Origin of the sequence: Stenotrophomonas sp. Y6, from assembly GCF_022436665.1 — a bacterium.
GTDB classification, from domain to species: Bacteria; Pseudomonadota; Gammaproteobacteria; order Xanthomonadales; family Xanthomonadaceae; genus Stenotrophomonas; species Stenotrophomonas acidaminiphila_A.
The window spans coordinates 414,569-426,818 of record NZ_JAKUKB010000003.1 but is presented as its reverse complement, the minus strand read 5'-3'; the positions used below and the strand labels follow the sequence as shown (position 1 = coordinate 426,818).

Here is a 12,250-nt window from a genome sequence, read left to right as displayed (position 1 = left end):
CTCAGTTGGATTCGGCTTTGCGCGCGGACAGGCGCTCGATGGCGACGGCATACCCGCCGGCGCCATGCTCGAGCGAGCGCGCGACCCGGCCGATGGTGGTCACGCTCACCCCGGTCAGGTCGTAGATCTCGCGATACGGCACGCCCTTGCGCAGCAACGGCACCACCCGCCAGCGGTCGGCCATCGCCTCCAGCTCGGCCGGCGTACACAGGTCGCGCAGGAACGCCTGCACGTCCTGCGGCCGTTCCAGTGCGGCGAACGCGCGCGCCAGCGCCCTGAGGGAAGCGTCGGAAGCCTTTTCGCGGTCGGAGTCGGGGCGCGGTTTCATACGTACCAATGTAATAGCGTGCTAGTACATTAGTCCAAAAAAGGGCGCCGGGTCAAACGCCGGCGCCCCCTGGAAAGCAGAAGGCCCCGCGATGCGGGGCCTTCGGTTCAGCTTGCGCGGCGCTCAGCGCGCCATCGCCCGGGTCTGCTCCAGCTCCACCTGCAGCGTGGACGCCAGCTCGTCGCGGGCGACTTCGAACTGCTGTTCGCGCAACAAATCCTTGACCGCGACCACGCCGCGCGCCAGCTCGTCGTCGCCGGCCAGCACCACGAAGCGGATGCCGGCCTTGGCCGCGTACTGGAACTGCTTGCCGATCTTCTTCGGCTCCATCTGCACTTCGGTATTGATGCCGCCGGCGCGCAGGCGGCGGGCGATGTCCAGCGACTGCGGCATCGCCGCCTCGTCCATCAGCGCCACCATGGCCTGCACGCTGCTCTCGGCGATGCCTTCGATCAAACCGGCCTCGCGCAGCTGCCAGAACAGCCGGGTCAGGCCGATGGAAATGCCCACGCCCGGCAGCCGGCTCTTGGTGTAGTGGCTGGCCAGGTCCTCGTAGCGGCCACCCGAGCAGATCGAGCCGATCTGCGGGTGCTCCAGCAGCGTGGTCTCGTAGACGGTACCGGTGTAGTAATCCAGCCCGCGGGCGATGGAGAAATTCAGGCAGTAGGCGTCCTCCGGCACGCCCAGCGCCCGCACCAGTTCCAGCACCTCGCGCAGTTCGGCGGCGCCGCTGCGCAGCGATTCGCTGGCGGCGGCACCGGCCTCGGCCAGCACCGCGTCGATCCGGGCCAACGCGTCGGCATGCGACTGCGAGCGCACCTCGACGAAGGCGAGGATGCGCTCCACCGCGGCCGTCGGCAGGCCGAAATCCGGGCCGACCAGGGTGTCGCGCACGTAATCGGCGCCACGCTTGTCGAGCTTGTCGACCTCGCGCAGCACCAGCGCCTGCTGCTGCGGGTCGGACACGCCCTGGGCCTCGAAGAAGCCGCGCATCAGCTTGCGGTTGTTCAGCTGTACCGCGAAGCGGCCGATGCGCAGCTCGGAGAACACCGCATGGATCACCGCCAGCACCTCGGCGTCGTAGCGGATGCTCAGCGTGTCCTTGCCGATCACGTCCACGTCGCACTGGTAGAACTCGCGGAACCGGCCGCGCTGGGCGCGCTCGCCACGGTAGACCCGCTGCATCTGGTAGCGGCGGAACGGGAAGGTCAACTCGTGCTCGTGCTCGGCCACGTAGCGCGCCAGCGGCACGGTCAGGTCGAAGCGCAGCGCCATCTCCGGCAGGCCCTTGTCGGCCGACCCGGCGGCGTTGGCCAGGGCCCCGGTGGACTGCACGAAATAGACCTGGCGCTCGGTCTCGCCGCCGGACTTGGTCAGCAGCACGTCGGACAGTTCGAACACCGGGGTCTCCACCGGCAGGAACCCGAAGCGCTCGTAGTTGCGGCGGATGACGTCCAGCATGCGCTGGAACGCAATCTGCTCGCGCGGCAGCAATTCCATGATGCCGGGCGGGGTACGGGGCTTGATCACGGGCGAAACTCCTGCAAACAGTGGGGGTGAGCGGACGCCAATTCTAGCGCCACGCCGCCCGCGCCGACCGCATGAAGTATCATGCGCCCACCTCCCCCGCTGCGACGCCATGACCCGGTCCGTCCCCGGTTCCGAGCCAAACTCCGTACCGCCCCCCGTTTCCGATGGAAGCGGCGCGCGCGAGTGCCTGCACTGCTCGGTGCGGCACCTGTCGGTGTGCTCGGCACTGTCCTGCGACGAGGTGCGGGCACTGGAGCAGATCACCACCTCCATGCCGGTGCCGATGGGGGCCACCCTGGCCCGCAGTGGCGAGCCGCGCGCGCATGTGTTCACGGTGACCGAGGGCGCGCTGCGGCTGGTGCGCACGCTGGCCGATGGCCGCCGCCAGGTCAACGGCTTCGTGCTGCCCGGCGACTACGTCGGCCTGAGCGGCAGCGACCACCACCGCTACGACATCGAGGCCATCGCCGACAGCCGGGTATGCCGGGTGCCGACCACGCAGATGCGCGACCTGCGCCAGCGCTACCCGCACCTGGAGCGCAAGCTGCTGCAACGCGCCTGCCAGGAACTGGATGCCGCGCAGGACAATGCCTTGGCGCTGGCGCGGCTGCAGCCGCCGGAACGGCTGGCCGACTTCCTGCTGCGACTGGCCGCGCGCGAGGCCGCGCTGGGCCAGGTCGGCAACCGCGTGGCGCTGCCGATGGGCCGCGGCGACATCGCCGACCACCTGGGCCTGACCATGGAAACGGTCAGCCGCACCTTCACCAAGCTGCGCCAGCAGGGGCTGATCGCCCTGCCGCAGCTGAACGTGGTCGAGATCCTCGATTTCACCGGCCTGCAGACGCTGGCCAACGACGACCTGGGCTGAGCCCGGACGGCGTTTGACGTCCCCCGCCCCGGCCCTGCAAGCTGGGCGCGACCGCCGCGCCACCGCCGGCGGCTGACCCGGGAGGCCTCATGTCGCGCCCTATCGCCACACTGCTCTCGATCGCCATCGGCATTGGTTTCATGCTGCTGGTCCTCAACGCCTGGCCGGCCATCGCCGCCCATAACACGCTCCCCACCCGGCTCGCACAGGCCGGGCTGTCCGGCAACGCGTGGTACGCCGCATTGACCGTGCAGGACTTCGTGCTCAACGTACTGCTCGCGCTGCCCGCGGCGTGGCTGCTGCGGCGACTGGGCCGCGAGCGGCTGCGCTTTCATTGCGCGCTGGCGACGCTGACGTTCGCCACCGCATTCACGGCGGCGGCCGGGCTGCCGGTGTTCGCGGCCGGGGGCTTCGTCATCGCCGGCTGGCTGCTGATGCTGGCTGCGCTGCCGGTGGCGACCTGGCTGCTGGGCCTGTCGGGGCGCAACCGGCACCGTCCGGCCGGCCGCCTGCCGCGTCCGCGCGCCGCCTGAGGCCACGGGCCAGCCTGGCGCCATTTTCGCCACACCGGGGCCAACGCCCGCCGCCGCTGGCGCGGCGGGCACTTGTCCACAGGCTTTCCTCGCCACGCTCCACATCCGCTGTGGACAACGCGACGACCGCACGCATCAGCGCAGCAGCGCGTCGCGCAGCGCGGCGTACTCCGGCGCGCAGGGCTCGGCCTGGGCCGGGCGCCGCAGCAGTTCGGCCAGTGCCGGCGGCACCGCCACCTCGCGGCCGATCAGCGGCTCGACCACGGCCTCGAACTTGGCCGGATGCGCCGTCGCCACCACCGCCCAGTGCTCGTGCGCGGCAGCCTCGCCGCTGGCGCGCAGCTGCTCCAGCACCCGCACCGCGGTAGCGGTATGCGGGCACAGCACCTCGCCATGCCGCTGGTGGCGCGTGGCGATGGTGTCGGCGATGGCGTCGTCATCGACCGCGCGCGCGACGAACTGGGCACGCAGCACGGCGTCGTCGCCGGCATGCAGCCAGCGCAGCCGCTCGAAGTTGCTGGGCGCGCCGACATCCATGGCGTTGGCCAGCGTGGCCACGCTGGTACGGGCCTGGTAAGCGGCACCGGCGAAGTAGTCCGGCAGCACGCGGTTGGCGTTGGTGGCCAGCACGATGCGGCCCAACGGCACGCCCAGCGCACGCGCCATGACCGCGGCCATGGCGTTGCCGAGGTTGCCGGTGGGGACGACGACGTTCAGCAGCGTGTCCTGTGCGGCCTGGTGGGCCAGCGCCGCGTGGGCGTAGTACGCCATCTGCGGCAGCAGGCGGCCGAGGCTGATGCTGTTGGCCGAGCTCAATGGCACCCGCGCCTGCAGCTCGGGGTCGTTCAACGCCTGCTTGACCATGGCCTGGCAATCGTCGAACGCGCCGGCCACGCGCAGCGCGCGGATGTTGCCGCCCAGGCAGCCCAACTGGTGCGCCTGGCGCGGCGACACCCGTCCGTCCGGGTACAGCACCACCACCTCCAGCCCGGGCTGCCCATGGAACGCGGCGGCGACGGCCGCGCCGGTGTCGCCGGAGGTCGCGACCACGATGGTCAACGGGCGCTCGTGGCCGGCACGCAGCCGCGCCAGGCTGGCGGCCAGGAAACGCGCGCCGAAGTCCTTGAACGCGGCCGTGGGCCCGTGGAACAGCTCGAGCACGTGATCGTTGCGGGTGGCCAGGCGGCGCAATGGCGCGGGGAAATCGAAGGCCTCGGCGCAGATCCGCGGCAGCTCCGCTTCCAGCGCGTCGCCGGCGAAGAACGGCTGCAGCAGCGTGGATGCGGTATCGGCCAGCGAAGCGCCCGCCTGCAGGGAGCGCGCCGCCGGCATCTGCTGCGGCACGTAAAGCCCGCCATCGGGCGCCAGTCCGGCGGCAATGGCCTGGCTGAGCGTGGCGGCGGGCGCGTTGTTGCGGGTGGAGATGAAGTGCATGGGAAAAGGATTCCGTGAAGGCGCCCCCACGCGGGAGGGCGGGAGTTCAAAGCAGGCGCGCGCCGGGGCTGTGCAGCGGCGTCACCCAGCTCTGGCTGTCGAAGCCGGCAGCGGCGAAAGCGGCCTGCACCGCCGGTGCGGCCGCCTGCGCGGCATCGGCGCTCTCGAACCACGCGAATACGCTGGGGCCGGCGCCGGAAATGCTGGCGCCCATGGCGCCGGCCGCCAGTGCCGCCTGCTGGGCGGCGCCGAAGCCGGCGATCAGCGGGGCACGGCGCGGCTCCACCAGCACGTCGCGCAGGCCGGCGCGGACCAGTCCGGCGTCGCCGGCATGGCAACCGGCCAACACCAGCGCCAGGTTGGTGCTCTGCGCGACGAATTCGCCGAGCGCATAGCTTCCCTGCAGCGCCGCGCGCGCGCGCCGGGTTTCCAGCTGCGCGTCCGGATGCACCAGCAGGCTGTGCCAGTGCGCCGGCACCGGCACCGGCACCAGCCGCTCCAGGGTGGACAGCACCAGTCCGCCCAGGAACATCGGCCCGAGGTTGTCGCCATGGCGGCTGCCACTGGCCACGGCCTCGCCGTCGAGCGCATGCAGGTACAGCTGGTCCCGGCCCAACGGCGCATCCAGCAGCGCATTGGCCGCGACCAGCGCGGCCACGCACGAGGCCGCCGAGCCGCCCATGCCGGAACTGAGCGGAATGCCCTTGTCGATCTCGATCTCGAACCCGAACGGCAGCGCCAGTGCCTGCCGCAGCGCGATCAGCGCCGCGCCGGCGGTGTTGGCCGCCGCCTGTCTGGGCAGGTCCACGGCGGTGCCGCGGATCGCCGCGATGCGGACCTCCGGGGCGTCGATGCGGCGCACCGTCACCGTATCGCCGACACCGGCCACGGCATAGCCGAGCAGGTCGAACCCGACCGCCACGTTCGCCACCGAGGCCGGGGCGAAGGCGCGCGCCTCGTCCCGGCCGGCGGCGGACTGCATTGCCTGCCTGCTCACAGTCGCGCCCCCTCCCCCGCAGCCACCCGCAGCACGTCGGCGAACACCCCGGCGGCCGTCACTTCCGGGCCAGCGCCCGGCCCCTGCACCACCAGCGGATTGTCACAGTAGCGGCGGGTGCGGAACTGCACCACGTTGTCGGTCAGGCGCAGATTGGCGAAGGCATGATCGCCGGGCAGTTCGACCAGGCCGACCGTGGGCCGCTGCCCGGGCTCGAAACGCGCGACATAGCGCAACACATTGCCGCGCCCGCGGGCGTCGGCCAGGCGCTGGTCGAAGCCGGCATCGACCTCGTGCAGGCGCGCCATGAAGGCTTCCACGCCGCCCTGCTGCAGGTCCGCGGGCACCAGGCCCTCCACCGCCACGTCCTCCAGGCTGAGCGCGTGCCCAGCCTCGCGCGCCAGGATCACCAGCTTGCGCGCCACGTCCACCCCGGACAGGTCGTCGCGCGGATCCGGCTCGGTGTAGCCCATCGCCCGCGCCTGCGCGACCAGCTGCGAGAACGGCACGCTGCCGTCGTATTTGTTGAACAGCCAGGCCAGGGTGCCGGAGAAGATGCCGGCGATCGCCGTCACCTCGTCGCCGGTATCGACCAGGTCGCGCAGGGTGGTGATGACCGGCAACCCGGCCCCCACGGTCGCCTCGTAACGGAAACGCGCGCCGGTGGCGGTGGTCGCCTCGCGGATCGCCTGGTAGCGCGCCAGCGGGCCGGAACCGGCCTGCTTGTTGGGCGTGACCACGTGGATGCCGGCGGCCAGCCAGCCGGCATAGCGGTCGGCCACGTCCGCGCTGCCGCTGCAGTCGATGACCAGGGTGTGCGGCAGGCGCGCGGACAGCAGGTGCTCGGTGAAGCGGTCCAGGTCGGCCGGCTCGGCGCTGGCCTCGAACGCGGCCTTCCAGTCGCCCTGCACGCCGCGTGCGTCCAGCAGCATGCGGTTGCGCGACAGCACCGCGCGCAGGCGCAGGTCAAGCTTTGCCCGCGCCAGCAACTGCGGCTGCGCCAGGTGCAGCTGCTGCAGCAGCGCAGCGCCGACGTTGCCCGGGCCGATCACCCCGACCGAGAAGGTCTGCGGCGACAACCAGAATCCGGCATGCGCGGCGCGCAGCGCCTTGGTCGCGTCGCCGGCATCGATGGCCACGGAGATATTGCGCTCCGACGAGCCCTGGGCGATGGCCAGGATGTTGACCTGCGCCCGCCCCAGCGCCTCGAACAGGCGCGCAGCCACGCCCGGCTGGCCGGCCATGCCGTCGCCCACCGCGGCCAGCACGCTCACGCCCTCGGTCAGCTGCACCCGCTGCACCTGGCCGGCGGCCAGTTCGTGCGAGAACGCCTGCACCAGCGCATCGCGGGCGCGCGCCGCCTCGGCCTGGCGCACCACGCAGCAGATCGAATGCTCGGACGAGCCCTGCGAGATCATCACCACCGACACATGCGCGTTGCGCAGCGCCGCGAACACGCGCTCGGCGGTGCCCGGCACGCCGATCAGGCCGGTGCCCTCGACGTTCAGCACCGCCAGCTCGGGGCTGAGCGTCAGCCCCTTGATCGGCCCCCTGCCGGCGCTGACCGCGGTGATGCGGGTACCCGGATGCTCGGGGTGGAACGTGTTGCGGATGATGATCGGCAGGCCGCGCTCGATCGCCGGGGACATGGTCTGCGGGTGTACCACCTTGGCGCCGAAATAGGCCAGCTCGCAGGCCTCGTCGTAGCTCAGCGCCTCCAGCTGCACGGCCTCGGGCACCACCCGCGGGTCGGCCGACAGGACGCCGTCCACATCGGTCCAGATGTGCAGCTCGTCGGCGGCGAACAGCGCGGCGAAGATCGCCCCGGAAAAATCGCTGCCGTTGCGGCCAAGCGTGGTGATGTTGCCCCGGCGGTCGCGGGCGACGAAGCCGGTGACCACCAGCCGCCGCGCCGGGTGCGCGTCGCGCCACAGCGCCAGCTTGGCGGCACTGGCCTTCCAGTCCACGTCGACCCCGAGCTCGCCGTGGTCGACCACCAGCACCTCGCGCGCGTCCAGCACGTCGGCGTCTTCGCCCAGCGCCTGCAGGTGATGGCCGAGCAGGTGTGCCGAGAACACCTCGCCCAGGCCCTGCACGCGGTCCAGCACTTCCCGGGGCAGCTCCCCGATCACCGCCAACGCGGCCAGGATCTCGCGCAGGCGGTTGAAGCGCGCGTCCAGCCACTCGATGGTCGGCCCGGCGTTCTCGGCCAGCAGCGACACCGCCGCGGCACGGTGGCGGGCGCGCAGCTCATGCCAGCGCTCGTCCCAGCCGGCGTCGGCGGCCGCTGCCGACCGCGCCAGGTCGATCAGTGCGTCGGTCACTCCCTTCATCGCCGACACCACGGCGACCTGCAGGTCCTCGTCGCGCGCCAGCAGCAGCCGCGCCACATGGCGGTAGCGGTCGGCGTCGGCCACCGAGGTGCCGCCGAATTTATGGACCACGCTGCGGACGACAGCGTCGGTGGCGGGAGCGGAAGCGGGGAGCGGAGCGGCAACTGACGACATCGGATGGACCTCGGCTGGAGGCCCCGACACGCATCAGGATGGGAGCCCCCGCATCCTGATCCGGGTGCGGGGCCGTGGTTTTCGGAAATTACGCGAAGACGACGGGCCGCACCGGGCGAGTGGTGACGGTAATGGTGGTGGTGGTAATGGACAGGCCGCCGCGATCGCCCGGCAGCGCGCCTGCGGGCGGCGGGTCGATGGCGACGAAGGGCGACGGCATGTGCATGCGACCAAGAGGACACCAGCGATGAATGCGCTGTCAAGTGCTGCGATGCAAAACACCACTTGCAAGGATCGTCGGCGAACACGCATGCATCGGTTGCAAATGTCATCAACGCCGATCATCGGCCATCAGGCCTGCAAGCACCGGCAAAAGCCGCACCCGGACACCGGAGTGGCCGCAGGGCCCTGCCCTGCGACGGGTGCACGGCTGCGCCCGGGTGGCGCCCCCGCCGGCACGGCACCCGCCGGATCTGCGCGGAACGCGCACCTGCGCCCGGGTCGTGGCGCCGTCAGTGCTGTGCCAGCGCCTCGGCCGCGGGCCGGTGCGCGGCCGCGGCCAGCACCACGCCGGCCAGGAGGCAGCCGGCCGCCAGCAGCTCCAGCGGCAACGGCCAGCGCTGCTGCCAGAGAAAGCCGTAAAGCAGGCCGAACAGCGTCTCGAACACGATCATCTGCCCGCCCAGGCTGAGCGGCAGCGCACGACTGGCGCGGTTCCAGCAGGCATTGCCAAGGATCGAGGCCAGCACCGCCACCGCCGCGGCAACCAGCCAGAACAGGCCCCACTCGGCGGCCGGACGGCCCTGCCCGCCCCCGGCGAATGCCAGCGGCGCCACCAGCAGGGCCAACGCGCCGGTGGCCACACCGGTCAACAACGACCAGTCATGCCCGGACACCTCCGGGCAGCGTGCCAGCCAGCGCGCATTGCCGACCGAATACACCGTCCACGACAGCAGCGCGCCCACCGCGCACAGCAGGCCGACCAGGCGCCGCCCGGTACTGGCATGCACGTGCGAGGACGCCATCGCCGCCCAGCCCATCAGCACCACCCCGGCCACGCACAGCGCCAGCGCCGGGGCCAGCTTCGACAGTGGCACCGCGCCCGGTTCGCGCGCGGCGGTGACCGCCACCAGCACCGGCACCATGCCCACGATCAGCGATGCCGCCGCGCCACCGCTCCACTGCACCGAAACCGACAGCAACACGTAATACAGCAGGTTGCCCAGCAGGCTGAGCCAGGCCAGCGCGGTCCATTCGGTACGCCCGATGCGCGAACGCAGGGCCGGCCAGCGCGGCACCAGCAACAGCAGCGCCAGGGCGCCGTAGACCAGGTAGCGCGCGGCCGCGAGCTGCAGCGGCGCGAACCCGGACAGCACCGCCGGGGCCAGGAACACCACGCCCCACAGCGCCCCGGAAGCCACGCCGTTGGCGATCCCGACACTCATCGAACGATTCACGCCTGCCGCACCCTTGCCCTGGAGAACGGCGCGCAGTGTAGGCACCGCGGCGGGCCGCGTCTTGACCCGGACTACTGCCGGGCCCGCCATTGCCGTGGCGTGCGCCCGCTCTCGCGACGCAGCGCACGGGTGAACGCACTGTGCTCCGAATAGCCGGCGCGCTGGGCGATGTCGCTGATGCTGGCGTCGCTGCACAGCAGTTGCCGCCTGGCCCAGCGCAGCCGCGCGGCGCTGACCCAGGCCAGTGGCGGCAGCCCGAACTCGCGCACGAACAGCGCGTGCAGGCGGCTGCAACCGACCCCGGCCAGGGCCGCCATGCGCGCCACCGACCAGTCCAGCCCCGGCGCGGCCACCACCGCGCCGCACACGCCCTGCAACCGCGCGCCACTGCCGGCCGGGGCGAAATGCCGCAGCAGGTGCGGCAGCGGGTCGCCCAGGGCGCGGCTGCCAGGCAATCCCTGCAGGCGCTGGCGCATGCCCGCCGGCAGCGCCAGCCAGGGGCGGCGGTAAAGGTGTTCGAGCGTGTCGTCGTCGAGCACCCCTGGCGCACAATCGACGACCAGGCAGCAGTTGTCGCCGAGCACGTCCAGGTCGTGTGCCTGCCCGGGCGCGACGAAGGCGCCCAGCAAACGGTCCAGGTGGCCACCGGCGCCACCCACCTCGAACGGCAGCTCGCCGCGCACCGGCAACACCCACTGCGCATGGTCGTGGCATTCCAGCCCGGTGGGCCGGAGATAGCGACGCAGATGGGGGGTGCTGGCGCTGGCGGACATGCGGGCGGTCTGCGCAGGGAGCGCCGCGGGCATCGCGCGGCAGGCGGATCAATGGCGGCCCCGACACGATTCGAACGTGCGACCTGTCCCTTAGGAGGGGACCGCTCTATCCAGCTGAGCTACGGGGCCTGCGGACGCGTATTGTGGCATGCCGCCCCCGCATCCGGCATCCACCCGGGCCAAGAAGCGTGCGCGGCTCTGCTAAAATCGCCGTTCTGCACGCCGCACCCCACCGTTGCCAGCGGCTGCGCCCCCCAACGCAAAGCAATCAGGAGATTTCATGTCCTTCGAAATGCTCAAGGCGCTCGGCCTCGAGGCTTCCAACGCTGGCACCTACCTGGGCAATGGCCAGTGGTCAGCGGCCACCGGCGCGGGCGTGCTCTCGCCGCGCAACCCGACCACCGGTGAAGTCATCGCCCAGGTGCAGGCCACCACCGAAGCCGATTACGAGACCGTGATCGCCCGCGCGCAGGAAGCCTTCAAGGCGTGGCGCACCACCCCGGCCCCGCGCCGTGGCGAGGCCGTGCGCCTGTGCGGCGAGGCACTGCGCAGGCACAAGGACGCGCTGGGTTCGCTGGTCGCCCTGGAAATGGGCAAGTCCAAGCCGGAGGGCGACGGCGAAGTGCAGGAGATGATCGACATCGCCGACTTCGCGCTGGGCCAGAGCCGCATGCTGTACGGCTACACCATGCACTCCGAGCGCCCGGGCCACCGCATGTACGAGCAGTACCACCCGCTGGGCCTGGTCGGCATCATCTCGGCGTTCAATTTCCCGGTCGCGGTGTGGGCCTGGAACGCGTTCCTGGCCGCGATCTGCGGCGACGTCTGCATCTGGAAGCCGTCCAACAAGACCCCGCTGACCGCCATCGCCACGATGAGGATCTGCAACGAGGCGCTCAAGGAAGGCGGCTTCCCGGACATCTTCTTCCTGATCAACGATGCCGGCACCGCGCTGTCGGAGAAGCTGGTGGACGACAAGCGCGTGCCGCTGATCTCCTTCACCGGTTCCACCCAGATCGGGCGCATCGTCAATGAGCGCGTTGCCCATCGCCTGGGCCGTTGCCTGCTGGAACTGGGCGGCAACAACGCCATCATCCTGGACGAGACCGCCGACCTGAAGCTGGCCGTGCCGGGCATCGTGTTCGGCGCCGTCGGCACCGCCGGCCAGCGCTGCACCACCACCCGCCGCCTGATCGTGCACGAATCGATCTACGACAACGTGCTGGCCACCCTGGTCAAGGCGTACAAGCAGGTGGAAGGCAAGATCGGCGACCCGACCGACCCGGCCAACCTGATGGGCCCGCTGAACAGCCCCGAGGCCGTGCAGCAGTTCCTGGCCTCGATCGAGAAGGCCAAGGCCGCCGGCGGCACCGTGGAGACCGGCGGCACCGCCATCGACCGCCCGGGCAACTTCGTGCTGCCGGCGATCGTCACCGGCCTGAAGAACAGCGACCAGATCGTCCAGCACGAGACCTTCGCGCCGATCCTGTACGTGATGAAGTACACGACCCTGGACGAGGCCATCGACATGCAGAACGGCGTGCCGCAGGGCCTGTCCTCGTCGATCTTCACCACCAACCTGAAGTCGGCCGAGAAGTTCCTGTCCGCGGCCGGTAGCGACTGCGGCATCGCCAACGTCAACATCGGCACCTCCGGTGCCGAGATCGGTGGCGCGTTCGGCGGCGAGAAGGAAACCGGTGGTGGCCGCGAGTCCGGTTCTGACGCGTGGAAGGTCTACATGCGCCGCCAGACCAACACCATCAACTACTCCGACTCGCTGCCGCTGGCCCAGGGCATCAAGTTCGACCTGTAATGGCGTCGGC

Annotated in this window: 11 protein-coding genes and 1 tRNA gene; 3 read left to right on the top strand and 9 right to left on the bottom strand. The window is 71.2% G+C overall.

Translation table 11 applies throughout. The features are described from left to right. Nucleotide 1 precedes the first annotated feature (1 nt). Together MKP15_RS05405 and hisS are read right to left on the bottom strand one after the other, a co-directional pair. Nucleotides 2–328, bottom strand: a complete 327-nt coding sequence (locus MKP15_RS05405; RefSeq protein WP_161613731.1) for a YerC/YecD family TrpR-related protein — start codon at nucleotides 326–328, stop codon at nucleotides 2–4. Between the two features lie 123 nt (nucleotides 329–451). Next, nucleotides 452–1,858, bottom strand: a complete 1,407-nt coding sequence (gene hisS / locus MKP15_RS05400; protein WP_161613730.1) for a histidine--tRNA ligase — start codon at nucleotides 1,856–1,858, stop codon at nucleotides 452–454. Nucleotides 1,859–1,967: 109 nt separating this feature from the next. On the opposite strand from hisS, the gene MKP15_RS05395 reads away from it, so the two are divergent. Together MKP15_RS05395 and MKP15_RS05390 are read left to right on the top strand one after the other, a co-directional pair. Then, entirely contained in the window at nucleotides 1,968–2,726 is a 759-nt protein-coding gene (locus tag MKP15_RS05395; RefSeq protein WP_161613729.1) for a helix-turn-helix domain-containing protein, read from the top strand. A gap of 89 nt (nucleotides 2,727–2,815) precedes the next feature. Then, nucleotides 2,816–3,259, top strand: a complete 444-nt coding sequence (locus tag MKP15_RS05390; RefSeq protein WP_104938946.1) for a hypothetical protein — start codon at nucleotides 2,816–2,818, stop codon at nucleotides 3,257–3,259. 135 nt (nucleotides 3,260–3,394) lie between these two features. Here MKP15_RS05390 and thrC read toward each other — a convergent pair whose 3' ends face one another. The 7 genes from thrC to MKP15_RS05360 form a co-directional block, all read right to left on the bottom strand. Then, on the bottom strand, nucleotides 3,395–4,693 hold the full coding sequence (thrC, locus tag MKP15_RS05385) for a threonine synthase (RefSeq protein WP_240212024.1): 1,299 nt from the start codon (nucleotides 4,691–4,693) through the stop codon (nucleotides 3,395–3,397). A 46-nt stretch (nucleotides 4,694–4,739) separates the two neighbouring features. Next, nucleotides 4,740–5,675: a homoserine kinase gene (locus tag MKP15_RS05380; RefSeq protein ID WP_240212023.1), complete on the bottom strand. Its 936-nt coding sequence runs from the start codon at nucleotides 5,673–5,675 to the stop codon at nucleotides 4,740–4,742. Nucleotides 5,676–5,686: 11 nt separating this feature from the next. Further along, nucleotides 5,687–8,197 carry a bifunctional aspartate kinase/homoserine dehydrogenase I gene (gene thrA, locus MKP15_RS05375; protein ID WP_240212022.1) on the bottom strand — a complete coding sequence of 837 codons (2,511 nt, stop codon included), beginning with the start codon at nucleotides 8,195–8,197 and terminating at the stop codon, nucleotides 5,687–5,689. Between the two features lie 88 nt (nucleotides 8,198–8,285). Beyond that, nucleotides 8,286–8,417 carry a hypothetical protein gene (locus tag MKP15_RS16960; protein WP_275692472.1) on the bottom strand — a complete coding sequence of 44 codons (132 nt, stop codon included), beginning with the start codon at nucleotides 8,415–8,417 and terminating at the stop codon, nucleotides 8,286–8,288. A 292-nt stretch (nucleotides 8,418–8,709) separates the two neighbouring features. After that, entirely contained in the window at nucleotides 8,710–9,642 is a 933-nt protein-coding gene (locus MKP15_RS05370) for a DMT family transporter (protein WP_161613724.1), read from the bottom strand. A gap of 83 nt (nucleotides 9,643–9,725) precedes the next feature. Then, entirely contained in the window at nucleotides 9,726–10,427 is a 702-nt protein-coding gene (locus MKP15_RS05365; protein ID WP_240212021.1) for an AraC family transcriptional regulator, read from the bottom strand. A gap of 52 nt (nucleotides 10,428–10,479) precedes the next feature. Then, nucleotides 10,480–10,556, bottom strand: a tRNA-Arg gene (locus MKP15_RS05360). A 151-nt stretch (nucleotides 10,557–10,707) separates the two neighbouring features. On the opposite strand from MKP15_RS05360, the gene MKP15_RS05355 reads away from it, so the two are divergent. Continuing rightward, nucleotides 10,708–12,240, top strand: a complete 1,533-nt coding sequence (locus MKP15_RS05355; RefSeq protein ID WP_104938949.1) for an aldehyde dehydrogenase family protein — start codon at nucleotides 10,708–10,710, stop codon at nucleotides 12,238–12,240. The last annotated feature ends 10 nt before the right edge of the window (nucleotides 12,241–12,250 follow it).

Excerpts from the sequence above, each read along its gene's own strand:
- MKP15_RS05380 (WP_240212023.1), bottom strand. The coding sequence starts at position 5,675 with ATGCAGTCCGCCGCCGGCCGGGACGAGGCGCGCGCCTTCGCCCCGGCC.
- MKP15_RS05370 (WP_161613724.1), bottom strand. The coding sequence starts at position 9,642 with ATGAGTGTCGGGATCGCCAACGGCGTGGCTTCCGGGGCGCTGTGGGGC.
- MKP15_RS16960 (WP_275692472.1), bottom strand. The coding sequence starts at position 8,417 with ATGCCGTCGCCCTTCGTCGCCATCGACCCGCCGCCCGCAGGCGCGCTG.
- MKP15_RS05355 (WP_104938949.1), top strand. The coding sequence starts at position 10,708 with ATGTCCTTCGAAATGCTCAAGGCGCTCGGCCTCGAGGCTTCCAACGCT.
- thrC (WP_240212024.1), bottom strand. The coding sequence starts at position 4,693 with ATGCACTTCATCTCCACCCGCAACAACGCGCCCGCCGCCACGCTCAGC.
- MKP15_RS05405 (WP_161613731.1), bottom strand. The coding sequence starts at position 328 with ATGAAACCGCGCCCCGACTCCGACCGCGAAAAGGCTTCCGACGCTTCC.
- thrA (WP_240212022.1), bottom strand. The coding sequence starts at position 8,197 with ATGTCGTCAGTTGCCGCTCCGCTCCCCGCTTCCGCTCCCGCCACCGAC.
- MKP15_RS05395 (WP_161613729.1), top strand. The coding sequence starts at position 1,968 with ATGACCCGGTCCGTCCCCGGTTCCGAGCCAAACTCCGTACCGCCCCCC.
- MKP15_RS05365 (WP_240212021.1), bottom strand. The coding sequence starts at position 10,427 with ATGTCCGCCAGCGCCAGCACCCCCCATCTGCGTCGCTATCTCCGGCCC.
- MKP15_RS05390 (WP_104938946.1), top strand. The coding sequence starts at position 2,816 with ATGTCGCGCCCTATCGCCACACTGCTCTCGATCGCCATCGGCATTGGT.